The 24,952-nt window shown below is 61.8% G+C and carries 20 protein-coding genes; 13 read left to right on the top strand and 7 right to left on the bottom strand.

Translation table 11 applies throughout. The features are described from left to right. Window positions 1-75: 75 nt before the first annotated feature. Window positions 76-522 (top strand): response regulator, encoded by a 447-nt coding sequence (locus tag HX803_RS09755; protein WP_058426679.1) that lies wholly within the window; start codon window positions 76-78, stop codon window positions 520-522. Window positions 523-585: 63 nt separating this feature from the next. Here HX803_RS09755 and HX803_RS09760 read toward each other — a convergent pair whose 3' ends face one another. Continuing rightward, window positions 586-2,763 (bottom strand): malate synthase G, encoded by a 2,178-nt coding sequence (locus HX803_RS09760; protein WP_178920209.1) that lies wholly within the window; start codon window positions 2,761-2,763, stop codon window positions 586-588. Window positions 2,764-3,222: 459 nt separating this feature from the next. Here HX803_RS09760 and HX803_RS09765 point away from each other — a divergent pair, with 459 nt between their 5' ends. Next, window positions 3,223-3,735 (top strand): glycine cleavage system protein R, encoded by a 513-nt coding sequence (locus tag HX803_RS09765; RefSeq protein ID WP_178920210.1) that lies wholly within the window; start codon window positions 3,223-3,225, stop codon window positions 3,733-3,735. Window positions 3,736-3,958: 223 nt separating this feature from the next. Here the strand turns inward: HX803_RS09765 and rarD are convergent, their stop codons facing one another. From rarD to HX803_RS09790, 5 genes are all read right to left on the bottom strand, one after another. After that, entirely contained in the window at window positions 3,959-4,843 is an 885-nt protein-coding gene (gene rarD / locus HX803_RS09770; protein ID WP_176996646.1) for an EamA family transporter RarD, read from the bottom strand. A 196-nt stretch (window positions 4,844-5,039) separates the two neighbouring features. Beyond that, window positions 5,040-6,014, bottom strand: coding sequence for a serine/threonine protein kinase (locus HX803_RS09775; RefSeq protein ID WP_178920211.1), 975 nt, complete (start codon window positions 6,012-6,014; stop codon window positions 5,040-5,042). Window positions 6,015-6,185: 171 nt separating this feature from the next. After that, window positions 6,186-8,084: a PhoX family phosphatase gene (locus HX803_RS09780; RefSeq protein ID WP_178920212.1), complete on the bottom strand. Its 1,899-nt coding sequence runs from the start codon at window positions 8,082-8,084 to the stop codon at window positions 6,186-6,188. Window positions 8,085-8,164: 80 nt separating this feature from the next. Then, window positions 8,165-8,929 (bottom strand): TOBE domain-containing protein, encoded by a 765-nt coding sequence (locus HX803_RS09785; protein ID WP_178920213.1) that lies wholly within the window; start codon window positions 8,927-8,929, stop codon window positions 8,165-8,167. A 57-nt stretch (window positions 8,930-8,986) separates the two neighbouring features. Then, window positions 8,987-9,724: a ComF family protein gene (locus HX803_RS09790; RefSeq protein WP_178920214.1), complete on the bottom strand. Its 738-nt coding sequence runs from the start codon at window positions 9,722-9,724 to the stop codon at window positions 8,987-8,989. Window positions 9,725-9,816: 92 nt separating this feature from the next. On the opposite strand from HX803_RS09790, the gene bioB reads away from it, so the two are divergent. From bioB to HX803_RS09840, 10 genes are all read left to right on the top strand, one after another. Next, window positions 9,817-10,872, top strand: a complete 1,056-nt coding sequence (bioB, locus tag HX803_RS09795) for a biotin synthase BioB (protein ID WP_016974158.1) — start codon at window positions 9,817-9,819, stop codon at window positions 10,870-10,872. A gap of 158 nt (window positions 10,873-11,030) precedes the next feature. Continuing rightward, complete coding sequence (gene bioF, locus HX803_RS09800; RefSeq protein WP_178920215.1) at window positions 11,031-12,212, top strand: 8-amino-7-oxononanoate synthase; 1,182 nt, start codon at window positions 11,031-11,033, stop codon at window positions 12,210-12,212. Further along, a complete protein-coding gene (locus HX803_RS09805) occupies window positions 12,205-12,936 on the top strand; it encodes an alpha/beta fold hydrolase (RefSeq protein ID WP_178920216.1) in 732 nt (243 codons plus the stop codon). Before bioF ends, HX803_RS09805 begins: the two co-directional genes overlap by 8 nt. After that, window positions 12,929-13,741: a malonyl-ACP O-methyltransferase BioC gene (gene bioC, locus HX803_RS09810; RefSeq protein ID WP_178920217.1), complete on the top strand. Its 813-nt coding sequence runs from the start codon at window positions 12,929-12,931 to the stop codon at window positions 13,739-13,741. Before HX803_RS09805 ends, bioC begins: the two co-directional genes overlap by 8 nt. Further along, the gene (gene bioD, locus HX803_RS09815) at window positions 13,738-14,418 is read left to right on the top strand and encodes a dethiobiotin synthase (protein ID WP_178920218.1); all 681 of its coding nucleotides are present in this window, start codon (window positions 13,738-13,740) and stop codon (window positions 14,416-14,418) included. Before bioC ends, bioD begins: the two co-directional genes overlap by 4 nt. Window positions 14,419-14,524: 106 nt before the next feature. Then, a complete protein-coding gene (locus HX803_RS09820; protein ID WP_176996637.1) occupies window positions 14,525-14,806 on the top strand; it encodes a pyrroloquinoline quinone biosynthesis protein PqqE in 282 nt (93 codons plus the stop codon). 340 nt (window positions 14,807-15,146) lie between these two features. After that, window positions 15,147-16,952, top strand: a complete 1,806-nt coding sequence (locus tag HX803_RS09825) for a phenylacyl-CoA dehydrogenase (RefSeq protein WP_178920219.1) — start codon at window positions 15,147-15,149, stop codon at window positions 16,950-16,952. A 204-nt stretch (window positions 16,953-17,156) separates the two neighbouring features. Continuing rightward, entirely contained in the window at window positions 17,157-18,446 is a 1,290-nt protein-coding gene (locus HX803_RS09830; protein WP_176996633.1) for a diguanylate cyclase, read from the top strand. Window positions 18,447-18,536: 90 nt separating this feature from the next. Next, window positions 18,537-20,306 (top strand): acyl-CoA dehydrogenase C-terminal domain-containing protein, encoded by a 1,770-nt coding sequence (locus tag HX803_RS09835; RefSeq protein WP_178920220.1) that lies wholly within the window; start codon window positions 18,537-18,539, stop codon window positions 20,304-20,306. Window positions 20,307-20,555: 249 nt separating this feature from the next. Next, window positions 20,556-22,334 carry an acyl-CoA dehydrogenase C-terminal domain-containing protein gene (locus HX803_RS09840; RefSeq protein WP_178920221.1) on the top strand — a complete coding sequence of 593 codons (1,779 nt, stop codon included), beginning with the start codon at window positions 20,556-20,558 and terminating at the stop codon, window positions 22,332-22,334. Window positions 22,335-22,561: 227 nt separating this feature from the next. On the opposite strand, the gene HX803_RS09845 is transcribed toward HX803_RS09840, so the two are convergent. Beyond that, entirely contained in the window at window positions 22,562-23,461 is a 900-nt protein-coding gene (locus HX803_RS09845) for a LysR family transcriptional regulator (RefSeq protein ID WP_178920222.1), read from the bottom strand. Window positions 23,462-23,670: 209 nt separating this feature from the next. On the opposite strand from HX803_RS09845, the gene HX803_RS09850 reads away from it, so the two are divergent. Next, the gene (locus tag HX803_RS09850; protein WP_178920223.1) at window positions 23,671-24,933 is read left to right on the top strand and encodes an aspartate aminotransferase family protein; all 1,263 of its coding nucleotides are present in this window, start codon (window positions 23,671-23,673) and stop codon (window positions 24,931-24,933) included. The last annotated feature ends 19 nt before the right edge of the window (window positions 24,934-24,952 follow it).

Genomic DNA, 24,952 nt, shown 5'->3' on the forward strand with positions numbered 1-24,952 from the left:
AAGTGCACATTGATCGCCCTTCCGCAGATGTCTGACGAGTGTGCTGGGAGATTGATGAGAACTGCTGAGAACCGTATGTCCGACCACGATATTTTGAGTGATGCCGAGCGCGAGGCGCTGAGCGCCGTGATGCTGGAGCCTGATTTACCGCCGCAACGGGTGTTGATTGTCGACGACGACAAGGACGCGCGTGAATTGCTGGCGGAAATCCTGGGGCTGGACGGCATTCGCTGCATGACCGCCGACAGCGGCGAGGCGGCGTGGGACTTGCTGAAGTCCAGCAGCTCCATTGGTTTGCTCATTACTGACCTGCGCATGGCACCCAGCAATGGCTTGGAACTGATCCGACAAGTGCGCGAATCCACACGGGCGGCGTTGCCGATCATCATCATGTCGGGTGACGCCGAAGCGCCGGATGTGATCGATGCGATGCATTTGAGCGTGGTGGACTTCTTGCTGAAGCCGATCGATAGCGTGAAGCTGGCGAAGATGGTGAAGCGGGAATTGGGAATGGCGTCCTGATTTTTTGGTGAAGATGCGGTCCCAAAGAAAAAGCCCCGATCTTTCGACCGGGGCTTTTTTCATTTACAGACCGTTCTTGGCCTTGAACTCCCGGCGCCGACGGTGCAACACCGGCTCGGTGTAGCCGTTGGGTTGCTTGGTGCCTTCAATCACCAACTCCACCGCTGCCTGGAACGCGATGTTGCTGTCGAAGTCCGGCGCCAGCGGGCGGTACAGCTTATCCCCGGCATTCTGACGGTCCACCACCGGCGCCATGCGCTTGAGGCTTTCCAGCACCTGGGCTTCGTTGACGATACCGTGGCGCAGCCAGTTGGCGATGTGCTGGCTGGAGATGCGCAGGGTGGCGCGGTCTTCCATCAGGCCCACGTCGTTGATGTCCGGCACCTTCGAGCAGCCAACGCCTTGGTCGATCCAGCGCACCACGTAACCCAGGATGCCCTGGGCGTTGTTGTCCAGCTCGTTGCGGATTTCTTCGTCAGACCAATCGGTGTTGGTGGCCAGAGGAATGGTCAGGATGTCGTCCACCGACGCGCGTTCACGCTTGGCCAGTTCTGCCTGGCGGGCGAACACATCGACCTTGTGGTAATGCAGTGCGTGCAGCGCAGCCGCCGTCGGCGACGGTACCCAAGCCGTGTTGGCGCCGGCCAATGGGTGGGCGATTTTCTGTTCGAGCATCGCCGCCATCAGGTCGGGCATGGCCCACATGCCTTTACCGATCTGTGCGCGACCTTGCAGGCCGGTGCTCAGGCCGATGTCGACGTTCCAGTTTTCGTAGGCGCCGATCCACTTTTCGGCCTTCATGGCGGCTTTGCGCACCATCGCGCCCGCTTCCATGGAGGTGTGGATCTCGTCGCCGGTGCGGTCGAGGAAGCCGGTGTTGATGAACACCACGCGCTCGCTGGCCGCCTTGATGCAGGCCTTGAGGTTGACCGTGGTACGGCGCTCCTCGTCCATGATCCCGACTTTCAGTGTGTTGCGTGGCAGGTTCAGGACGTCTTCGATGCGGCCGAACAGCTCGTTGGTGAACGCGGCTTCTTCCGGGCCGTGCATCTTCGGCTTCACGATGTACACCGAACCGGTGTGGCTGTTCTTGCGGCTGCTGGTGCCGTTGAGGCTGTGAATCGCCGCCAGGCTGGTGACCAGGCCGTCGAGAATGCCTTCCGGCACTTCGTTGCCGTCTTTGTCGAGGATCGCGTCGATGGTCATCAAATGGCCAACGTTGCGCACGAACAACAGCGAACGGCCATGCAAGGTCACGTCCTGGCCATTCACGCCGGTGTAGACGCGGTCAGGGTTCATGGTGCGGGTGAAGGTCTTGCCGCCCTTGGCCACTTCTTCGGCCAGGTCGCCCTTCATCAGGCCGAGCCAGTTGCGGTAGATCACGACTTTGTCGTCGGCATCGACGGCGGCCACGGAGTCTTCGCAGTCCATGATGGTGGTCAGCGCGGCTTCCATCAGCACGTCTTTGACGCCGGCGGCGTCGGTCTGGCCGACCGGGGTGCTGGCGTCGATCTGGATTTCGAAGTGCAGGCCGTTGTGTTTCAGCAGGATCGCAATCGGCTCTGCCGCAGGGCCCTGGAAACCGATCAACTGCGCATCATCCCGCAGGCCGCTATTGCTGCCGCCCTTGAGGCTGACGATCAGCTTGCCATCAACGATCTTGTAGCCGGTAGAGTCGACGTGGCTGCCAGCAGTGAGCGGCGCGGCTTCGTCGAGGAAGGCGCGGGCAAAGGCGATCACCTTGTCGCCACGCACTTTGTTGTAGCCCTGGCCCTTTTCGGCACCATTGGCTTCGCTGATGGCGTCGGTGCCATACAGCGCATCGTACAACGAGCCCCAGCGCGCATTGGAGGCGTTGAGGGCGAAACGGGCATTCATCACCGGTACGACCAGCTGTGGGCCGGCCATGCGGGCGATTTCGTCATCGACGTTTTGGGTCGTGGCTTGGAAGTCTGCGGCTTCTGGCAGCAGGTATCCGATGTCTTGCAGGAAGGCTTTGTAGGCCACCGGGTTGTGGGCCTGGCCGGCGTGGGTTTGGTGCCAGGTATCGATCCGCGCTTGGAAATCGTCGCGTTTGGCGAGTAGGGCTTTGTTCTTCGGTGCCAGGTCGTGGATGACCTTGTCGGCGCCGGCCCAGAACTGCTCGGCGGTGATGCCGGTACCGGGAATGGCTTCGTTGTTCACGAAGTCGAACAGGACTTTGGCGACCTGCAGGCCACCGACTTGAACGTGTTCAGTCATCTCTTGCCTCACTCTTCGGAGCTTATGCGCTTTTCAGCTTTTCAATTTACCAATGAAGCCTCTGGCCATTTAAACCACGAACCCGATCCCCCAGTACATGCCGTTCAGGCGGCTGGGCTGGCGGGTTATCGCGATGCGTTGGTGCCTTGGCAGACATCGACCTAACGTTATGTAGTGCGCGATTGGGCATACTACATGATGACTTGCGGTTGTGAAAATCAGACCAAATACGTCGTTTAGCGACCCACCTGTGACATTCGGTCACAGTGGGGAACGGGATGTTCTCAAAAAACTACCGGATTGTTCCAGATAAATATAAAAATGGTACACGATTTGTTTTCATGGACCTGTGCGTCCACTTTGTAGGGATAAGGCCCTTGGGCCTTGCGGCGATCATCGGGCCGCTATCGCCGGCAAGCCGGCGCCTATAGAACAACAATGCCCCTGAGGAATTTCGCCATGGACCATCTTGTACTCACAATTATCGCCGCCGACAAACCCGGGCTGGTTGAACGCATTGCGCAAAACATTGCGGCCCAGGGTGGCAATTGGCTGGAAAGCCGCATGGCCCATATGGCCGGGCAGTTTGCCGGGATCTTGCGGGTCAGCGTTCCCACGGAGAACCGTCAGGCATTGGTGGGCGCGCTGGAAGACTTGTCCACCCATGGCATCCGTGTGCTGGTGGGCGAGGGCAGTAGCGGGCAGGCGTCGGCCTCCAAGTCGATCATGATGACGCTGGTGGGCAATGACCGTTCGGGCATCGTGCGTGAGATCACTGCGCTGTTGAGCAAGCAGGGCGTGAACCTGGAAAGCCTGAGCACCGACGTGCGCCCGGCGCCCATGAGTGGCGACCCGCTGTTTACCGCCGAGGCACTGTTGCAGGTGCCGGCGACGTTATCCCTGGATGACTTGCAGGTGTCCCTGGAAACCCTGGCGGATGATTTGATGGTGGAGTTGCACAACGAGGAATAATCCATCCACAAGGTTATGCATGGAAATCTTGCATGGGCCTGTGGATAACCTGTAGAGACCCGGCGCCAGCCCATGCCGGCCGGGCTTCTTCGCCCGCTGAGCAAAAAACGAGCAGTTTCAAGGGCTTGTGCACAAATGGCGGGGATCAGGCTGTGGATAACCTTGGGGTGGATGCCTGCAAGCCACGCCCGCTGTGGCTTGCAGAGGTTTGTACGTTATTTGATCAGCGTTTGCGCACAGTCAGCCACGCGTCCAGGCTGTAGACCACCAGGCCGGCCCAGATAAAGGCGAAGGCAATCAACGTGCTCGACGCCAGGTGTTCGCCAAACAGCAGCACGGCCTCCAGCAGTACCAACGTCGGTGCGACGTACTGCAAAAAGCCCAGGGCGGTGTAGGGCAAATGCCGTGCGGCGGCGTTGAAACACACCAGCGGGATCAGCGTCACCGGGCCTGCGGCCACCAGCCACCAGGCTTCGGAAGTGCTCCAGAACGCGAGTTGTGCGCTGTGTGCGGTGGGGTTGAACAGCAGCCAGGCCACGGCGATCGGCACCAGCATCCAGGTTTCCACCACCAGCCCCGGCAGCGCCTTGACCGGTGCCTGTTTGCGGATCAGCCCGTAGAACCCGAACGTCAACGCCAGCACCAGCGACACCCAGGGCAGGCTGCCCACCTGCCACACCTGTTGCGCCACGCCCACCGCGGCCAGCCCGACGGCAACCCACTGCAAGCGGCGCAGGCGTTCGCCAAGCAGCAGCATGCCAAGCAGCACATTCACCAAAGGGTTGATGTAGTAACCCAGGCTCGCTTCCAGCATGCGCCCGCTGTTCACCGACCACACATAGGTCAGCCAGTTGCCCGCAATCAATGACCCACTGAGCGCCAGGATGGCCAAGCGCTTGGGGTTGTCGAGCAGTTCGCGCAACCAGCCTGGGTGTTTCCATACCAAGAGCAACAAACCACCGAACAACGCCGACCACAGCACGCGGTGCACGATGATCTCGGCGGCAGGCACACTGGCGATGGCTTTGAAGTAGATCGGGAACAGGCCCCAAATGACGTAGGCGCTCAGGCCCAGGATGTACCCCTTGCGGGGGTTGGCGGGTTGCATTGCAGAATCCTTGCTTAGGCAGCTAACAAAGCGCGATTGTAAGGATATTTGTCAGGCAATGTGTGCTGAAAAATGGCCCCGACCCTGTTCCCACATCCCCTGTAGGAGCTGGCTTGCCGGCGATACGCCAGTGAGGGCGGCGGTGATCTTGAGGATGCTATCGCCGGCAAGCCGGCTCCTACAGGTCGAGTGTGAGTCAGAAGAGTTTGAGGGGCTCTTCGTTGAGGGCCGCCAGTTGCTCGCGCAAGGCCAGCACCTGATCGCCCCAATAGCGTTCGCTGCCAAACCACGGGAAGCTGTGGGGGAACGCCGGGTCATCCCAGCGCCGTGCCAGCCAGGCGCTGTAATGCATCAGACGCAGCGCGCGCAGGGGCTCGATCAGGGCCAGTTCACGCGGGTCGAAATCGTGGAACTCCTGGTAACCGTCCATCAATTCCGACAACTGCCCCAGGCATTCCTGGCGGTCGCCGGCGAGCATCATCCACAGGTCCTGCACCGCCGGGCCCATGCGGCAGTCGTCGAGGTCGACGATGTGGAACATCTCGTCACGGCACATCATGTTGCCGGGGTGGCAGTCGCCGTGCATGCGGATGTTCTTGTGCGGCGTGGCCTTGTACACCTCTTCCACGCGCTTGAGCAGGTCGCGGGCCACGGACTCGTAGGCCGGCAGCAGGCTCTTGGGGATGAAGTTGCCTTCCAGCAGGGTGGTCAGGGAGTCCTGGCCGAAGTTCTTAACACCCAGCGCTTCGCGGTGTTCGAACGGACGGGTGGAGCCCACCGCATGCAGGCGCCCGAGCAATTGCCCAAGGCGATACAACTGGTCGAGATTACCTGGCTCCGGCGCGCGGCCACCACGGCGGGGGAACAGGGTGAAGCGGAAACCCGCGTGTTCGAACAGGCTTTCGCCGTTGTGGATCAGTGGCGCGACCACCGGTACTTCGCATTCAGCCAGTTCGAAGGTGAAGCGGTGTTCTTCCAGGATCGCTTCGTTGGTCCAGCGCTGAGGCCGGTAGAACTTGGCGATCAGCGGTTCGGAATCTTCGATGCCCACCTGGTAGACGCGGTTTTCGTAGCTGTTGAGCGCCAGAACGCGCGCGTCGCTGAGAAAGCCGATGCTTTCGACAGCGTCGAGTACCAGGTCGGGGGTGAGTGTTTCAAACGGGTGGGCCATGCGAACTCCTGCGCGCAGCAGGGCGCCGCGTCCGGCCGGGTATGGTAACAGCATCGATAGGTGGTGGCTGTGCGGACGCCTTCGCAGGCAAGCCAGCTCCCACATTCGACCGAGTTCCACCTTTGGAATACGGTCGAATGTGGGAGCTGGCTTGCCTGCGATGAGGCCCTATCAGGCGCCGACGATCCCGCCGTCATCCCGTCGAATCGCCATCACCGACGAGCGCGGCTTGCCATTCGGCAAATGCTCCGGCCAGGTCGAACCGCCGGTCTCACCCGGATGCTGGATGCCCACGAACAAGGTTTTCTGATCCGGCGAGAAGCTGATGCCCGTCACCTCACAGGCCACCGGTCCTACCATGAAACGGCGGATTTCACCGGTGCTCGGGTCGGCACACAGCATCTGGTTGTTGCCCATGCCGGCGAAATCGCCCGCGTTGCTGTAGTCGCCGTCCGTCAGGATCCACAAGCGGCCGGCTTTGTCGAACCCCAGGCCATCGGGGCTGTTGAACATGTTCTGCGGGTTGATGTTGGACGAGCCGCCCTTCGGCGTACCGGCGTGCACGCCCGGGTTGCCCGCCACTACAAACAGGTCCCAGGTGAATGTCGTCGCGCCGTGGTTATCGGCGTCGGCCTTCCAGCGCAGGATCTGGCCGTAGACGTTTTTCTCCCGTGGGTTGGGGCCGCCCACCGGCTGGCCTTCCTCGCCGCGCTTGGCGTTGTTGGTCAGGGTGCAATAGACCTGGCCATCCTTGGGGCTCACCACGATCCATTCCGGGCGGTCCATGCGTGTGGCTTTCACCACGCTGGCGGCCAGGCGCGCGTGGATCAACACCTCGGCCTGGCTGGCAAACCCGGTGCTGGCATCAATGCCGTTTTTGCCGTGGGTCAGCTCCACCCATTGGCCCTTGCCTTTGGGGTGGTCGGCGTTGCCGTCGCCGGCGTCGAAGATCGCCACGTACAAGGTGCCGTGGTCGAGCAGGTCTTTGTTGGCCTTGGGGTTCTTGTGGTTGATCTTGTCGCGGCTGATGAACTTGTAGATGAACTCGCCGCGTTCGTCGTCGCCCATGTACACCACGGCGCGGCCGTCGCGGGTTTCGGCCAGCGCGGCGTTTTCATGCTTGAAGCGGCCCAGGGCGGTGCGCTTGACCGGTGTGGATTTGGGGTCGAACGGGTCGATTTCCACCACCCAGCCATGGCGGTTGAGTTCGTTGGGGTTCTTGGCCAGGTCAAAGCGCGGATCGTGCGGGTGCCAGTTGATGTCTTTGCTGGCGGCAACCACGCCGTAGCGTTTTTGCCCGGCATCGAACGCTTGTTGTGGGTTGCTGCTGCCAAAGCAGTCGGTGAAGTTCTCTTCGCACGTCAGGTAAGTGCCCCACGGGGTCTTGCCGTTGGCGCAGTTCTGGAAGGTGCCCAGGGCTTTCTTGCCGGACTTGTCGGCAGCGGTCTTGAGCCAGTCGTGGCCGGCGGCCGGGCCGCTGAGGCGGATCGGCGAGTTGCCGTGGATGCGGCGGTTGTAGCGCGAGTCCTGGACGAACTGCCAGGTGTCGCCCTTGCGCCGCACTTCGATCACCGACACGCCTTCGCTGGCCAAGGCCTTGCGCACGTCTTCGGCCGATTGCGGCGCGCCGCCGTGGGCATAGAGGTAGCGGTAATTGGTGTATTCATTGTTGATGGCCATGAGCGCGCGATTGTCGTCGCCCGGGAAGGCGAACAGGCTCATGCCGTCGTTGTTGTCGCCGAACTGCTGCTCCTGGGCCGCTGCCGTGCCATTACCGGACGGGTCGAAGGCCGGGGCGCCCTTGCTCAAGGGTTGGCCCCAACTGATCAGCACCGAGGCGCTATAGCCGGGCGGCAAGGTGATCGCGTCGCTGGTGGCGGCGCCGATGCTGGTAAAGCCCAGCAGCGGGCTGGCGGTGGCGGCATTCACGGCCATGGCGCTGCGAGTCAGCAGGTTGCCCCCCAGGAACATCGCGGCCCCGCACAGGGCGCCGGCGCCGATAAAGCGGCGGCGGGTGAGGCCGACCATCTGTTCCAGGTCGGTGGCTTGGTTTTCTTCTAATAGGCTCATTTCAGGCTCCCTGCGGTTTTTGCAGACACCTTAAGGAGCGCTTGTGACGAAATTGTTGCGGTTTGAAGTCGGGCGGCCGGCTACACCGGCGTGCCGAGCAACACATGGCTGGGAGCGAATTGCACCTGGATCGGCTGGCCTTCTGCCGCACCGAGTGCCCTGAGCGCGGCAGGCTGCGCCAGGGCGCATAAAACCTGGCCGTTGGGCAGGGTGATGCGCACCTCGCTGGGGCCGTCCTCGGCGTCGAGAATCGTCTCGATAATACCGCTCATGCAATTGTGTCCAGGTGTTGCAGGTTGCCCGGGGGCGAGCAGTTCCAGCCAGCCGGCCTTGATCAAGGCGACCACTTCCACACCCGGCTCCAGTTCCAGCCGGTGCGTGCTGTCATGGGTGATCTGGGCATCCAGACTCAGGTCGCCCGCCAATTGCAGGCGGATCAGGTCATTGCGGCCATGGCTGTCGATGGCGATCACCTGGCCATGCAACTGGTTGCGCGCACTGGTGCGCAGCATCAACCGGCCCAGCAGGTTGAAGTCGCTGGCATCTTCATCTGAGCCCAGTATTTCGGCCTGCAACACTTGCAGGCGTTGGTACAGGCGCAACACGCGCTCACCTTCGGCCGTCAGCTTGGCACCGCCGCCGCCTTTGCCACCGACGCTACGCTCCACCAACGGTTTCTGCGCCAGGTTGTTCAGCTCATCGATGGCGTCCCATGCGGCCTTGTAGCTCAAGCCGGCGCTTTTGGCGGCGCGGGTGATCGAGCCTTGTTCGGCGATGTGCGCCAGCAGGGCGATGCGCTGGGGGCGGCGAATGATGTGTTGGCTGAGGGAGGTGGGCAGAGACATGGGGATTCGCTGTGGTGAGATGGGCGGACGTTGCAGGCGCCGGGCTGAGGAGTCAAGTCACGGGCCTGGTTTTGGCGTGCGGGCCAGGCAGTAGACGTCCACCGCGCGTGCGCCCGCGCTCATCAGCAACCGGGCCAGGCTGTGGGCGGTGGCACCTGTGGTGAGCACATCGTCCACCAAGGCAAAGTGGCGCCCCTGTACTCGGGCATCAGGCGCCAGGGCGAAGGCGCCGAGCAGGTTGCGCTTGCGTGTCTTGGCGTCGAGGGCCTGTTGGGCGACGGTTTCATGGGGGCGTAACAACAGGTGTTCATCGTGGGGGATATCGAGGGCCGTACTGAGCCAACGTGCCAGCATCCAGGCCTGGTTGAAGCCGCGTTCACGCAGGCGCTTGTTCGCCATGGGCACGGGCAGCAGGCAATCGGGGCGCACCAGCTCGCCACTGTCGAGACGGTGTTGCAGGTGTCGGCCGAGCAAATGCCCCAGCAGGTGCCCGAGTGGCCAGCGTGCCTGGTGCTTGAAGCGGCTGATCAAGGTATCGATCGGGAAGCTGTAGGTCCAGGGTGCGATGACCTGTTTAAAGGACGGCGGGTTTTTCTGACATTGGCCGCAGATCAGGCCATCCATCGGCAGCGGCAGGGCGCACACGCTGCACTGCTCTATCAGCCAAGGCAGCTCTGTTTCGCAGACGTTGCACACAGGATCGGCGGAATCTGTGCTTTCATCGCAGATTAAACAGATTTGGTTGTTTGTTGACCAGATGTAAACCTGGTGTTTGTAGTCTGGTTGACAGTGCATGAATCTTCCTTAAATATGCCGAGCATCCGTGTCGTGCCTGTGGGTATTGCCCTTCCCGCAGCGCTTGCCAAAGCATAATCAAGGAATCGCCCATGAGCGCCAGCACCTCTGCCACCCTGCGTCACGATTGGTCCCTCGCCGAAGTCAAAGCGCTGTTCGTGCAGCCGTTCAACGACCTGTTGTTCCAGGCGCAGACCGTGCACCGCGCGCACTTCGACGCCAACCGTGTGCAGGTGTCGACCCTGTTGTCGATCAAAACCGGCGCCTGCCCGGAAGATTGCAAATATTGTCCGCAGTCGGGCCACTACAACACTGGCCTGGAAAAAGAAAAACTGATGGAAGTGCAGAAGGTCCTCGAAGAGGCCGCTCGCGCCAAGGCCATCGGTTCGACCCGCTTCTGCATGGGCGCCGCCTGGAAACACCCGTCGGCCAAAGACATGCCCTACGTGCTGCAGATGGTCAAAGGCGTGAAGGCCATGGGCCTGGAAACTTGCATGACCCTCGGCCGTCTCGACCAGGACCAGACCGAAGCCCTGGCCCAGGCTGGCCTCGACTACTACAACCACAACCTGGACACCTCGCCGGAGTTCTACGGCAGCATCATCACCACCCGCACCTACAGCGAGCGCCTGCAAACCCTGGCCTACGTGCGTGATTCGGGGATGAAGATCTGCTCGGGCGGCATCCTCGGCATGGGCGAGTCCCTCGACGACCGCGCCAACCTGCTGATCCAGCTGGCGAACTTGCCGGAGCACCCGGAATCGGTGCCGATCAACATGCTGGTGAAAGTGGCCGGTACCCCTCTGGAAAACGCCGAAGACATCGACCCGTTTGATTTCATCCGCATGCTGGCCGTGGCGCGCATCCTGATGCCGCAGTCCCACGTGCGCCTGTCGGCCGGTCGCGAGGCGATGAACGAGCAAATGCAGGCCCTGGCGTTTTTCGCCGGCGCCAACTCGATCTTCTACGGCGACAAGCTGCTGACCACCGCCAACCCGCAGGCCGACAAGGACATGCAACTGTTCTCGCGCCTCGGGATTTTGCCGGAAGCCCGTGAAGAGCATGCCGACGAAGTGCACCAGGCTGCGATCGAGCAGGCGCTGGTGGAGCAGAAGAGCAGCGAGCAGTTCTACAACGCTGTTGTTTGACCCCGTGATCTCACTTTGGAATGCGATCCAACTGTGGGAGCGGGCTTGCTCGCGAAAGCGGTCTTTCAGTTGATGTATGTGCTGGCTGACACACCGTCTTCGCGAGCAAGCCCGCTCCCACAGTTGAACCGCGTTCAGTCTGCTTAATCGAGGCCAGCATGTCTTTTGATCTCGCCGCGCGCCTCGCTGCCCGCCGTTCCGAACACCTTTATCGTCAACGCCCGCTGCTCGACAGCCCCCAAGGCCCGGAAGTGGTGGTGGACGGCCAGTCGCTGCTGGCGTTCTGCAACAACGACTACCTGGGCCTGGCCAATCACCCGCACGTGATCGAAGCCTGGCGTGCCGGTGCGTCCCGCTGGGGTGTGGGCGGTGGTGCTTCGCACTTGGTGGTGGGGCACGCTACGCCGCACCATGAACTGGAAGAAGCCCTGGCTGACCTCACGGGCCGCCCCCGCGCTTTGCTGTTTACCACGGGCTACATGGCCAACCTCGGCGCCGTCACGGCGTTGGTGGGGCAGGGCGATACGGTGCTCGAAGACCGCCTGAACCACGCCTCCTTGCTGGACGCCGGCTTGCTCTCCGGCGCGCGTTTCAATCGTTACCTGCACAACGATGTCGGTAGCCTGATCAAGCGCCTGGAGAAGGCCACCGGCAATACGCTGGTGGTCACCGATGGCGTGTTCAGCATGGACGGCGACCTGGCCGACTTGCCCGCACTGGCCCGCGAAGCGCGCGCAAAAGGCGCCTGGTTGATGGTGGATGATGCCCACGGTTTTGGTCCATTGGGAGCCACCGGCGGCGGGATCGTCGAGCACTTCGGCTTGAGCCAGGAAGATGTGCCGGTGTTGGTCGGCACCCTGGGCAAGGCATTCGGAACTGCAGGCGCGTTTGTGGCCGGCAGTGAAGAGCTGATCGAAAGCCTCATCCAGTTCGCCCGGCCGTATATCTACACCACCAGCCAGCCACCAGCGCTGGCCTGCGCCACCTTGAAAAGCCTTGAGCTGCTGCGGACCGAACACTGGCGGCGCGAGCACCTCAATGGCTTGATCCGCCAGTTCCGCCAAGGGGCCGAGCAGCTTGGCCTGGACTTGATGGACAGCTTCACGCCGATCCAGCCGATCCTGATCGGCGACAGCGCCAAGGCCGTGCGCCTGTCGCAGATGTTGCGTGAGCGCGGCTTGATGGTGACCGCCATCCGCCCACCCACCGTACCCGCTGGCAGCGCCCGTTTGCGCGTGACGTTGACGGCGGCTCACACCGAGGCGCAGGTGCAGCTATTGTTAAGCGCATTGGAAGAGTGTTTCCGCTTGTTAGGCGCCACGGAGCCCGACCATGCGTGATCGACTGATATTGCTGCCCGGCTGGGGCCTCGGTGTATCGCCGCTGGAGCCTCTGGCCGCCGCCTTACAGGGCTTGGATGAACACTTGCGGGTGCAGATCGAGCCGCTGCCCGTATTGGATTCCAGCGACCTTGATGAATGGCTCGACGAACTCGACGCCACGCTGCCGGACAACGCCTGGTTGGGCGGCTGGTCCCTGGGTGGCATGCTCGCCTCCGAGCTGGCCGCACGGCGCGGCGAGCGCTGCTGTGGCCTGCTGACCCTGGCCAGCAACCCGTGTTTTGTCGCCCACGAGGGCTGGCCGAACGCGATGCCCGCCGAGACGTTCGATGCCTTCCTGGCCGGGTGCCATGCCGATTCCCAGGTCACCCTCAAACGTTTCGGCCTGTTGTGTGCCAAGGGCGCCGAGGATCCGCGTGGGCTGTCGCGCTTGCTGGTCAGCGGCGCACCGAACTCGCCTTCCAGCGTGCTGATGCCGGGCCTTGAATTGCTGGCGCAACTGGATACCCGTGAAGCGCTGCTCGCCTACCGTGGCCCGCAGATGCATCTGTTTGCTGGGCTGGACGGCTTGGTGCCGGCCGAAGCGGCCAGCGACCTGCTGACCCTGCTGCCCGATGTCGAAATCGGCCTGATTGAACAGGCCGGCCACGCTTTTCTTCTGGAAGATCCCCACGGTGTAGCGGGGGCCATCCAGGCTTTTTTGCATGAGTGCGTCGATGACTGATCTATCCCACCCTTCACTGCCCGGCGCCTTGCCCGACAAGCGCCAGGTTGCCGCGTCGTTCTCCCGTGCGGCCGCCAGCTACGACAGTGTGGCCGAGTTGCAGCGGACGGTGGGCGGTGAGCTGTTGGCGCGTTTGCCGGCCGACATTTCGCCGCAACGCTGGCTGGATATGGGCTGTGGCACGGGATATTTCAGCCGTGTGCTCAATGAGCGCTTGCCCGCCAGCCAAGGCGTTGCGCTGGATATCGCCGAGGGCATGCTCAATCACGCCAGGCCTTTGGGCGGTGCCGAGCACTTTATCGCGGGTGATGCCGAACGCTTGCCACTACAGGATGAAAGCTGCGGGCTGATCTTCTCCAGCCTGGCAGTGCAGTGGTGTGCGAACTTCGAGGCGGTGCTCAGTGAGGCCTATCGCGTGCTGCAGCCGGGTGGCGTGCTGGCTTTTGCGAGCCTGTGCGTGGGCACCCTGGGCGAGTTGCGTGACAGCTGGCGCGCGGTGGATGGCCTGGTCCACGTCAACCGTTTCCGTACCTTCGAGGTGTATCAACAGGTGTGCGCCGGCAGCGGCCTGCGGGTGATCAGCCTGGAGCGCCAACCCCATGTCCTGCATTACCCGGACGTGCGCAGCCTGACCCATGAATTGAAAGCGCTGGGCGCCCATAACCTCAACCCGGGCCGCCCGGGAGGGTTGACGGGCCGCGAGCGGATTGTTGCACTGGTCAACGCTTACGAGCAGTTCCGCCAGGCTCAGGGCCTGCCGGCGACTTACCAAGTGGTGTACGCCGTACTGGAGAAACCTCTATGAGCGCCGCTTACTTCATCACCGGCACCGACACCGATGTCGGCAAGACCACGGTCGCCGCAGGCCTGCTGCACGCCGCGCGGTTGGCGGGCAAAAGCACCGCCGCCGGCAAGCCGGTGGCGTCGGGTTGCCAGGTCACGCCTAAAGGTTTGCGCAACGCCGATGCGTTGGCGTTGCTGGCCGAGTGTTCGTTGCCGTTGAGTTATGCCGAGGTCAATCCGGTGGCGTTCGAACCGGCTATCGCGCCACACCTGGCGGCGCGTGAAGCAGGCGTGGCGCTCACGGTGCAATCGTTGCTCAAGCCCATGCAGCACATCCTCGGCAAACACGCGGACTTCACCCTGATCGAAGGCGCGGGCGGCTGGCGTGTGCCGTTGGCTGACCAGAGCAACCTGTCGGACCTGGCCATGGCGCTCAAGCTGCCGGTCATTCTGGTGGTGGGCGTGCGCCTGGGCTGCATCAGCCATGCGTTGCTCACGGCTGAAGCCATTGCGCGGGACGGTTTGCCGCTGGCCGGTTGGGTGGCGAATATCATCGACCCCAAGACCTCTCGTCTGGAAGAAAACCTCGCCACTCTCGCCGAAAGGTTGCCTGCGCCGTGCCTGGGCCGTGTGCCTAAACTCAAGCACGCCGGGGCTGAAGCGGTGGCCGAATACCTGGAGCTGGACCTGCTTGACTGATTTTGGCTATCGCGAAGGCATTATGCCATTAGTGTTTTTGACGGGTGTTTTGCCAGGATCTCTGCTTCAATTCAGGTTCACGATTCTCTAAAGGCAGGCTTACGCCATGGAAATCTCTGGAAGCAGCGCGTTTTATTCGGGACTGAGCAGCATTCAGACCGGGCAGAACCGTGTCGATCAGGCTGCCGGCAAAATTGCCAGCGCCGCAACGACCCAGCCCTCGGACGCGCAAAGTGACCGTCTGCAAGCCAACGATCGTGCTCAGCCCACCAACTCGGCGAGCAACATGGTCGAACTGGCCCAAGGTAAGTTTCAAGTGGAGCTGGGCGCCAAAGTCGCCAAGGCGTCGGATGAAATGCTCGGCACCTTGATCGATACCTACGCTTAATCCCCTCTCTTCAGACATGCCGGCTCTTCTGTGGGAGCTGGCTTGCCTGCGATAGCTTCTACTCGGTTTTCCTGATACTTCGCGCCGTCTGCATCGCAGGCAAGCCAGCTCCCACATTTGTTCTGCGCCATTCCCCTGAACTTCTATTCTCTTTGGAAAGCCCTGTGGCAACCCGTCGCAGACGTCGGCGCGTGCGCGTTTGATTCATGTCATGACAAACGGCGCCCGGACGACGCTTGACATCCCCAGGTCGTAAACGTATGTTTCAAACACCTGTTTGACCGCCATAACAAATCCACGCGGTTGTTCATTCCAGATTCATCAGCAGAGGTTTATCGCTATGCCTGACTACAAGGCCCCCTTGCGTGATATTCGCTTCGTTCGTGACGAACTGCTTGGCTATGAAGCGCACTATCAGAGCCTGCCGGCTTGCCAGGACGCTACCCCGGACATGGTTGACGCCATCCTTGAAGAAGGCGCCAAGTTCTGTGAGCAAGTGCTGGCCCCGTTGAACCGCGTGGGTGACATCGAAGGCTGCACCTGGAGTGAGTCAGGCGTTAAGACCCCTACTGGTTTCAAAGAAGCCTACAAACAATTCGTCGAAGGTGGCTGGCCAAGCCTGGCCCACGACGTGGAGCACGGCGGCCAAGGCCTGCCGGAATCCCTGGGCCTGGCCGTGAGCGAAATGGTGGGCGCCGCCAACTGGTCGTGGGGCATGTACCCGGGCTTGTCCCATGGTGCGATGAACACGATTTCCGAGCACGGCACCCCCGAGCAGCAAGAGGCCTACCTGACCAAACTGGTGTCGGGCGAATGGACCGGCACCATGTGCCTGACCGAGCCACACTGCGGCACCGACCTGGGCATGCTGCGCACCAAGGCCGAGCCTCAAGCCGACGGTTCCTACAAAGTCTCCGGCACCAAGATCTTCATCTCGGCCGGTGAACACGACATGGCCGACAACATCGTCCACATCGTGCTGGCCCGCCTGCCGGACGCACCGGCCGGCACCAAAGGCATCTCGCTGTTCATCGTGCCCAAATTCCTGCCGAACGCCGACGGTTCGATTGGCGAGCGCAACGCGGTGAGCTGTGGTTCGCTGGAACACAAGATGGGCATCCACGGCAACGCCACCTGCGTGATGAACTTCGACGCGGCCACCGGTTTCCTGATCGGCCCGGCGAACAAAGGCCTGAACTGCATGTTCACCTTTATGAACACCGCTCGCTTGGGCACCGCACTGCAAGGCCTGTCCCACGCCGAGATCGGCTTCCAGGGCGGCCTGAAATACGCGCGTGATCGCCTGCAAATGCGCTCCCTGACTGGCCCGAAAGCGCCGGACAAAGCCGCTGACCCGATCATCGTGCACCCTGACGTGCGCCGCATGCTGTTGACCATGAAAGCCTTCGCCGAAGGCAACCGTGCGATGGTGTACTTCACCGCCAAGCAAGTGGACATCGTCAAATACGGCACCGACGACGAAGCCAAGAAACAGGCCGACGGCCTGCTGGCGTTCATGACCCCGATCGCCAAGGCTTTCATGACCGAAGTCGGCTTCGAGTCGGCCAACCACGGCGTGCAGATCTACGGTGGCCACGGCTTCATCGCCGAGTGGGGCATGGAGCAGAACGTTCGCGACAGCCGCATTTCGATGCTGTACGAAGGCACTACCGGCATCCAGGCTCTCGACCTGCTGGGCCGTAAAGTGCTGATGACCCAGGGCGAAGCGCTCAAGGGCTTCACCAAGATCGTGCACAAGTTCTGCCAGGCCAACGAAGGCAACGAAGCCGTCAAAGAGTTCGTCGCACCGCTGGCGGCACTGAACAAAGAGTGGGGCGAGTTGACCATGAAGGTCGGTATGGCCGCGATGAAAGACCGTGAAGAAGTGGGTGCCGCCTCGGTGGACTACCTGATGTACTCCGGCTACGCGTGCCTGGCGTACTTCTGGGCCGACATGGCGCGCCTGGCGGCCGAGAAACTGGCTGCCGGCACCACCGAAGAAGCGTTCTACACCGCCAAGCTGCAGACCGCGCGCTTCTACTTCCAGCGTATCCTGCCACGTACCCGTACCCACGTGGCCACCATGCTGTCGGGCGCCAACAACCTGATGGACATGAAAGAAGAAGACTTCGGCCTGGCTTACTAAGCCTTACCGAGTTCTCGTGAAGCCGCCGCGCCCCTTGGGTGCGGCGGTTTTTTTATGGGTGAGAAAAAACCACAGTACAGCGCTCAGGGATTCTGCTCGGCTGCCGTTACAGTGATGGCAATGTGATACATGCGTGCCAGGTTGTGCTTAACTGTCAGTATAAAGGCACAGTGCCATCATTTTTTGCGGGTCGGAGTTTTACCCTTGTCACGCGTGTCCGCTGTACGTTTCAGTCATTTCCTACCTTCGTTACTGCTGTTGCTGGCCGGGCTCTCGGCTGCGTACGTCAAGGACCTCAACGTCTTCTTCACCTCGCTGTTCAACGTGCTGCCGACCCTGGTGCTGTTGCTCGGCGGTTCGTACTGCGCGGTGTATCGGCGCCAGCGTGAACTGTTCCTGATGATCACGGTGTACATCGCCTACTTCCTGCTCGATACCCAGACCGACTTCTACCGTGACAACGGCCGCGTGCGCGAAGACGCGGCCGTGGTGTTCCACCTGTGTTGCCTGCTGTTGCCGCTGTTGTTCAGCATCTACGCGCTGTGGCAGGAAAAGACCCACCTGTTCCGCGATTTTGTCGCTCGCTGCGCCGTGCTGTTTGCCGTCGGCAGCGTGGCGCTGGCGCTGGAGCAGAGTTACCCACAGGCGCTGCTGGCCTGGTTGGCGGAGATCCGCTGGCCGGCGCTGCATGGCAGTTGGATGAGCTTGATCCAGCTGTCGTACCCGATGTTCCTGATCGGCTTCCTGACCCTGGCGGCGCAGTATTGGTATCAGCCACGCCCGTTGCATGCGGCGCAAATGGTCGGGTTGCTGGGGATGTTCTGGATGTTGCCGCAAACCTTCATCCTGCCGTTCACCCTGAACATCATGTGCAGCCAGGTAATGCTGATGATTGCGGCGGGTGTAGCCCACGAGGCCTACCAGATGGCCTTTCGCGACGAGCTGACCGGCCTGCCGGGGCGGCGTGCACTCAACGAGCGCATGCAACGCCTGGGGCGCAACTATGTGCTGGCGATGAGCGACGTCGACCACTTCAAGCGCTTCAACGACACCCATGGCCACGACGTGGGCGACCAGGTGCTGCGCCTGGTGGCGAGCAAGCTGTCCAAGGTCAACGGTGGCGGGCGGGCGTACCGGTATGGTGGGGAAGAGTTTGCCGTGGTGTTTGCCGGCAAGACCCTGGACGAGTGCATGCCGCATCTGGAGGAAATCCGCGAGATCATCGCTGACTACGACATCAAGCTGCGCAACTCGGACCGCCCACAGGACGATCATCAGGGCCGCCAGCGCCGTGCGGGCAGCGGTGCATCGAGTGTCTCGGTGACCATCAGCATCGGCGTGGCCGAACGCCAGGCCGAGCAGCGCACCCCTGAAGAAGTGCTCAAATCCGCCGACCAGGCGCTGTACGCGGCCAAGGGCGCCGGGCGTAACTGCGTGGTCGCCTCCGGGCAAACCCGGCGCGGCGCGGTGCGCACGGAAGGTGCTGCCGGTTGAGTGATGGCGCTGTATTCAGCAGCGCTACAGTCATTGTTCACGGCGGTGGCCGGCAGTAGGTTGAAACCATCTGCTGCCGGAGACATTGCCATGCCTGAGTACAAAGCTCCCCTGCGCGACATGCGCTTTCTGATCGACCACGTGTTTGATTTCCACGGCCACTACGCGGCCCTGGGCGCCACCGACGCCAGCCCTGACATGGTCAGCGCGATCCTCGAAGAAGGCGCGAAATTCTGTGAGAACGTCCTCGCACCGCTCAACCGCAGCGGTGATGAAGAGGGCTGCCATTTCGACAATGGCGTGGTCACCACGCCCAAGGGGTTCAAGGAAGCTTTCGCCCAGTACGTGGAAGGCGGCTGGCATGGCGTGGCGGCCGATCCGGCCTACGGGGGCCAGGGCTTGCCGCAGTCACTGGGCCTGGTGCTGAGCGAGATGATCGGTTCCAGCAACACCTCATGGGGCATGTACCCGGGGCTGACCCACGGCGCGATGTCGGCGATCCACGCCCATGGCACTGCCGAACAAAAAGACACCTTCTTGACCAAACTGACGGCCGGGGAGTGGACCGGCACCATGTGCCTCACCGAAGCCCATTGCGGCACCGACCTGGGCCTGATCAAGACCCGCGCCGTGCCCCAGGCGGACGGCAGCTATGCGGTCACCGGCAGCAAGATCTTCATCTCGGCCGGCGAGCACGACATGAGCGCCAATATCATCCACTTAGTGCTGGCCAAGCTGCCGGATGCGCCGGCGGGTACCAAGGGCATCTCGCTGTTTATCGTGCCCAAGTTCCATGCCGATTCCGGTGAGCGCAATGCGGTGCACTGCGGCTCCATCGAGCACAAGATGGGTATCAAGGGCTCGGCCACCTGCGTGCTGAATTTCGACGGGGCCAAGGGCTTTTTGATCGGTGAACCGAACAAAGGCCTCAACTGCATGTTCACCATGATGAACCACGCGCGCCTGGGCACCGGCATGCAGGGGCTGTGCAACGGTGAGGCGAGTTTCCAGGGTGCGATCAAGTACGCCAACGACCGCCTGCAGATGCGCTCGCTGACCGGTGCCAAGGCCCCGGAAAAAGCCGCCGACCCGATCATCGTGCACCCCGACGTACGGCGCATGCTGCTGACCATGAAGGCCTTCAACGAAGGCAACCGGGCGCTGACCTACTTCACCGCGCAGTTGCTCGACACCGCGCACCTGAGCCCTGACGCGGGCCAGCGTCAGGAGGCTGAAGACTTGCTGGCGTTCCTCACGCCGATCTGCAAGGCCTTTATGACCGACACCGGCCTGGAAGTGACCAATCACGGCATGCAGATCTTCGGCGGCCACGGTTACATTCGCGAATGGGGCATGGAGCAGCTGGCACGCGATGCGCGTATCGCACCCATCTATGAGGGCACCAATGGCATTCAGGCCCTCGACCTGCTGGGGCGCAAGGTGCTGGGTAGCCAGGGTAAGTTGCTGCGCGGGTTTACCAAGATTGTGCATAAGTTCTGCGTGGCGAATGCCGAGCATCCGCAGCTCAAGGTCTATGTGGCGCAGCTCGAGCAACTGAATGGGGAATGGGGTGAGTTGACCATGAAGGTCGGCATGGCGGCGATGAAAAACCCCGACGAAGTGGGAGCTGCGGCTGCGGATTACCTGATGTACAGCGGTTACATCATCCTGGCCTATCTGTGGTTGCGCATGGCGATTGCGGCTCAGGCACACGATGACAGTGAGTTCGCCGAAGCCAAGCTTGCCACCTGCGACTTCTACTTCAAGCGCCTGCTGCCGCGTACGGCAACCCATCGCGCAGCTGTGGAGGCGGGCAGCGAATGCCTGATGAGCTTACCTGCTCAGTTGTTTGCCCTTTAGGCGCTGGCACCGCGTCGTTTAACTGTGGGAGCGGGCTTGCTCGCGAATGCGGCGGATCAGTCAACAAATCGGGTGACTGACAAAGCGCATTCGCGAGCAAGCCCGCTCCCACATTTGCTGCAAGTGTGACTTGTAAATACTGAATGGTCACAAAAGGACCCTATGTGTCTGAAAAGTTGTTCGGGTACACTCTGACCCTGTAAAACCGACTCTTACCGAATTACTTTTCACGTTCTCACGAGGTTTGCCATGGCTGATTACAAAGCGCCGCTGCGTGATATGCGCTTCGTCCTCAATGAAGTCTTTGAGGTCGCCAAGACTTGGGCCCAATTGCCGGCATTGGCAGACACCGTCGACGCCGAAACGGTTGAAGCCATCCTCGAAGAAGCCGGCAAGGTCACGGCCAAATCCATCGCCCCGATCAGCCGCGCTGGCGATGAACAAGGCTGCCGCTGGGAAGACACGGCGGTCTTTACCCCGGATGGTTATCCACAGGCCTATAAAACCTACGCAGAAGGCGGTTGGGTCGGTGTCGGCGGTGACCCTGTGTTCGGCGGAATGGGCATGCCCAAGGCGGTGTCGGCCCAGGTGGAAGAGATGATCAACTCGTCGAGCCTGGCCTTCGGGTTGTACCCGATGCTGACCTCCGGCGCGTGCGTGTCGATCAACACCCACGCCAGTGAAGAACTCAAGGCCACGTACCTGCCGAAGATGTACTCCGGCGAGTGGGCCGGTTCCATGTGCTTGACCGAAGCCCATGCGGGCACCGACCTGGGGATTATCCGCACCAAGGCCGAGCCTCAGGCGGACGGTTCCTACACCATCAGCGGCACCAAGATCTTTATCACCGGTGGCGAGCACGACCTCACCGAAAACATCATCCACCTGGTGCTGGCCAAGTTGCCGGACGCGCCGGCTGGTCCCAAGGGCATTTCGTTGTTCCTGGTGCCCAAATTCATGGTCAATGCCGACGGCAGCCTGGGCGCGCGCAACCTGGTGAGCTGTGGCTCCATCGAGCACAAGATGGGCATCCAGGCGTCCGCCACCTGCGTGATGAACTTCGACGGTGCCGTGGGTTACCTGGTGGGCGAGCCCAACCGTGGCCTCGCGGCGATGTTCACCATGATGAACTACGAGCGTCTGGGCGTGGGTATCCAGGGCTTGGCGTCCGGTGAGCGTTCTTACCAGAACGCCATTGAGTACGCGCGCGACCGTCTACAGAGCCGCTCCCCGCTGGGCGCCCAGGCCAAAGACAAGGTCGCCGACCCGATCATCGTGCACCCCGACGTGCGTCGCATGCTGTTGACCATGAAGGCGGCGAACGAGGGTGGACGCGCGTTTTCGACTTACGTGGCGACGCAGCTGGACATTGCCAAATTCAGTGAGGATGCCGCCGCCCGCGAGCGGGCAGACAATCTGGTGGCGTTGTTGACCCCAGTCGCCAAGGCCTTCCTCAGCGACCTCGGCCTGGAAACCACCGTGATGGGCCAGCAGGTATTCGGCGGCCACGGTTACATCCGCGAATGGGGCCAGGAACAGCTGGTGCGTGATGTGCGCATCACTCAGATCTACGAAGGCACCAACGGCATTCAGGCGCTGGACTTGATGGGGCGCAAGATCGTCGGCAGCGGTGGGGCGTTCTATGCGTTGTTCGCCGACGAGATCCGCCAGTTCATTGCCACCGCAGGCGCCGAGCTGGGTGAGTTCACCCGTCCGCTCAGCGCGGCGGTGGATAACCTCGACGAATTGACCGCCTGGGTGCTGGATCGCGCCAAGACCAACCCGAATGAAATCGGTGCGGCTTCGGTGGAATACCTGCACGCCTTTGGCTACATGGCGTACGCCTACATGTGGGCGCGCATGGCCAAGGCCGCGTGGGGCAAAGAGGCTGAGGAAGACTTCTACGCCAGCAAGCTGGGCACTGCGCGGTTCTACTTTGCGCGCCTGTTGCCGCGGATTCACTCGCTGAGTGCATCGGTAAAAGCCGGCAGTGAATCACTGTTCCTGCTGGATGAGGCACTGTTTTAAGGGGCGGGAGGGCGTGTAAGCATTCTCTTACGTGACGTGCTGCTATTCGTCCTCTATCGCCAAATTGGATCCATCGATAATCTACTTCACATGGACGTCGCGCAGGAAGCGCAAAGCAACAACACGGACACGTAGGATTCTGCCAGGACGGCGGAGTGAAATGGATGTCAGGGAAACAGTCTGCAAAGCCCCGCTTCGGCGGGGTTTTCTTTTGCCCGCGAAAAAGTTCAGGCAGGCGCCTGCGGGGCATTCATCACGTCTTCCAGCAAGGTGCGCAGCAACGCCACCGTCGCTTGCTGGCGCTGCACGTCGCGGCACACCAGGCCCACTTTCAGCGGCACCCTCGGTTCACTCAACGGCTTCCACAGCAGCAATTGGCTGTTGTGCTCATCCTGTGAGCGCCCCGGTAACACGGTAGCAAGTTGGGTATGGGGCAGGCTGTCGAGAATCCCCACCATGGTATTGAGCTCTGCCTGCACCTGCGGGCGCCGCCCTAGGTTGGACAGTTGGCCCTGCCAGATCTGCCGGACCTGAAACTCTTCCCCCAACAACAACATCGGCAATTCGGCCGCCTGTTTCAGCGAGACCTTCTTGAATTCCCGCAGGGGATGGTCCTCGGGGATGACCACTTTCAACTCATCTTCGTACAGCAGCACGCCATGCAGCCCAGGCTGGCGCGGTGGCAGGTAGCTGATGCCGATATCCAGCGAGCCGTTGAGCAAACGCCGCTCAATCTCCAACCCCGTCAATTCATAGATCTGCACCACCAGGTGCGGCTGGGCCTTGCGCACCCGTTCGAGCATTTGCGGCACCAGGCTGGTGTGCACGGTTTGCAGCACGCCGATGGCCAGGGTGCGCATCGCCTGGCCCTTGAAGTTGCGCAGGGCTTCGACGGCGTGTTGCATGCCGTCGATCAACGGCAGCGCGTGGTTATACAAGGTGTGCGCAGCGAGGGTGGGCAGCAGGCGTTTGCTGCTGCGCTCGAACAGACTCACATCGAGGTTCTGTTCCAGCTGGCGAATCTGTTGCGACAGGGCTGGCTGGGAGATCGACAGGCGTTCCGCAGCACGGCCGACGTGGCCTTCCTCATACACCGCGACGAAATAACGCAGTTGCTTGAAATCCATAAGACTTACTTATCGAAAAAGCTGGAAAATCGAAATGGCCGCTGGCCCCTTGGGCGCCTAGTCTAGCGCCTATTCGCAGGGCTTACAGGGCCGGATCGGACAATGAACAGCGTTTTTGTTGATGGCGTTTACATAGGCAAGGCAATAAATCTCACACCCGTGATTACGGGGCGCACCGACCAAGGTCCCGTTGCTATTACAGGTGAGCTATGAATCTGTTCCGTCGCCCCGCGCCGAGCCTGGACGATTTGGTCCTGGAGGCTTCCAGCAACAATCCTTCCAGTGAGTTCCTGATGCCGACCGTGGCACGCCCACCTCAAGTCTTCGTGCGCGGCCAGGGCTCTTGGCTGTGGGACAGTGATGAGCGTGCCTACCTGGATTTCAGCCAGGGCAACGGCGCCAACAGCCTCGGCCACAGCCCGCAAGCCTTGATCAGGGCGCTGGCCGATCAAGCCCAGTCCTTGATCAACCCAGGCAATGGCCTGCACAACCGCGCCCAACTCAACCTCGCTGAACGCCTGTGCCACCGCACGGGCAGCGACCAGGCCTACTTGCTCAACAGTGGCTCCGAGGCCGTTGAAGCCGCGATCAAGCTGGCGCGCAAGTGGGGCCAATTGCATCGCAACGGTGCCTATCGAATCATCAGCGCCAGCGCCGGCAACCATGGGCGCAGCTTTGCGGCGATGTCGGCGTCGGCGGGCGGCCCGCAAAACCGCTTTGAGCCGCAATTGCCGGGGTTCAGCCATGTGCCCTTCAACGACCTGCCGGCCCTGCACGCGGCAGTCGATGCGCACACCGTCGCTATCCTGCTCGAACCGATCCAGGGCGAAGCCGGCGTGATTCCCGCGACCGAACACTACCTCAAGGGCGTTGAACGCCTGTGCCGGGAATTGGGGATCCTGCTGATCCTCGACGAAGTGCAAACCGGCATGGGGCGCTGCGGCACGCTGCTCGCCGAGCAGCAGTACGGTGTGCGTGCCGACATTGTCACGCTCGGCAAAGGCCTGGGTGGCGGCGTTCCGTTGGCAGCCCTGCTGGCACGTGGCAAAGCCTGCTGTTTCGAGGTGGGCGAATTGGAAGGCACCCATCATGGCAATGCGCTGATGGCCTCGGCGGGTGGGGCGATACTTGATGCCGTGTTGGAACACGGCTTTCTTGAACACGTGCGTGAGTTCGGCCTGTACCTGGGCGAAGGGCTTGCTCGCCTGGCCTACCGCTACGACCACGGCCAACTGCGCGGTCATGGCCTGATGTGGGGCCTGACCTTATCGGATGATTCTGCGGATGCAGTGGTAAAAGCCGCACTGCATGAAGGCCTGATCCTCAATGCCCCGCAACCCAACTGCCTGCGCTTCACCCCAGCGCTGACCGTGAGCAAAAGCAACATCGACGAAATGCTCCTGCGCCTGGCCCGCGCTTTCGCCCGCGTGCGCACCGCACAACTGCAATGCCGCAAGGGTATTGCTGTTTAAACCTGATTTCCTGAACCGT

It is taken from the genome of Pseudomonas sp. P7548, assembly GCF_013386585.1.
In the GTDB taxonomy this organism is placed as follows: Bacteria; Pseudomonadota; Gammaproteobacteria; order Pseudomonadales; family Pseudomonadaceae; genus Aquipseudomonas.

Excerpts from the sequence above, each read along its gene's own strand:
- HX803_RS09755 (WP_058426679.1), top strand. The coding sequence starts at position 76 with ATGTCCGACCACGATATTTTGAGTGATGCCGAGCGCGAGGCGCTGAGC.
- HX803_RS09775 (WP_178920211.1), bottom strand. The coding sequence starts at position 6,014 with ATGGCCCACCCGTTTGAAACACTCACCCCCGACCTGGTACTCGACGCT.
- HX803_RS09765 (WP_178920210.1), top strand. The coding sequence starts at position 3,223 with ATGGACCATCTTGTACTCACAATTATCGCCGCCGACAAACCCGGGCTG.
- HX803_RS09835 (WP_178920220.1), top strand. The coding sequence starts at position 18,537 with ATGCCTGAGTACAAAGCTCCCCTGCGCGACATGCGCTTTCTGATCGAC.
- HX803_RS09790 (WP_178920214.1), bottom strand. The coding sequence starts at position 9,724 with ATGCACTGTCAACCAGACTACAAACACCAGGTTTACATCTGGTCAACA.
- HX803_RS09760 (WP_178920209.1), bottom strand. The coding sequence starts at position 2,763 with ATGACTGAACACGTTCAAGTCGGTGGCCTGCAGGTCGCCAAAGTCCTG.
- HX803_RS09825 (WP_178920219.1), top strand. The coding sequence starts at position 15,147 with ATGCCTGACTACAAGGCCCCCTTGCGTGATATTCGCTTCGTTCGTGAC.
- bioC (WP_178920217.1), top strand. The coding sequence starts at position 12,929 with ATGACTGATCTATCCCACCCTTCACTGCCCGGCGCCTTGCCCGACAAG.
- HX803_RS09780 (WP_178920212.1), bottom strand. The coding sequence starts at position 8,084 with ATGAGCCTATTAGAAGAAAACCAAGCCACCGACCTGGAACAGATGGTC.
- bioF (WP_178920215.1), top strand. The coding sequence starts at position 11,031 with ATGTCTTTTGATCTCGCCGCGCGCCTCGCTGCCCGCCGTTCCGAACAC.
- HX803_RS09840 (WP_178920221.1), top strand. The coding sequence starts at position 20,556 with ATGGCTGATTACAAAGCGCCGCTGCGTGATATGCGCTTCGTCCTCAAT.
- bioD (WP_178920218.1), top strand. The coding sequence starts at position 13,738 with ATGAGCGCCGCTTACTTCATCACCGGCACCGACACCGATGTCGGCAAG.
- bioB (WP_016974158.1), top strand. The coding sequence starts at position 9,817 with ATGAGCGCCAGCACCTCTGCCACCCTGCGTCACGATTGGTCCCTCGCC.
- HX803_RS09820 (WP_176996637.1), top strand. The coding sequence starts at position 14,525 with ATGGAAATCTCTGGAAGCAGCGCGTTTTATTCGGGACTGAGCAGCATT.
- HX803_RS09805 (WP_178920216.1), top strand. The coding sequence starts at position 12,205 with ATGCGTGATCGACTGATATTGCTGCCCGGCTGGGGCCTCGGTGTATCG.
- rarD (WP_176996646.1), bottom strand. The coding sequence starts at position 4,843 with ATGCAACCCGCCAACCCCCGCAAGGGGTACATCCTGGGCCTGAGCGCC.
- HX803_RS09850 (WP_178920223.1), top strand. The coding sequence starts at position 23,671 with ATGAATCTGTTCCGTCGCCCCGCGCCGAGCCTGGACGATTTGGTCCTG.
- HX803_RS09785 (WP_178920213.1), bottom strand. The coding sequence starts at position 8,929 with ATGTCTCTGCCCACCTCCCTCAGCCAACACATCATTCGCCGCCCCCAG.
- HX803_RS09845 (WP_178920222.1), bottom strand. The coding sequence starts at position 23,461 with ATGGATTTCAAGCAACTGCGTTATTTCGTCGCGGTGTATGAGGAAGGC.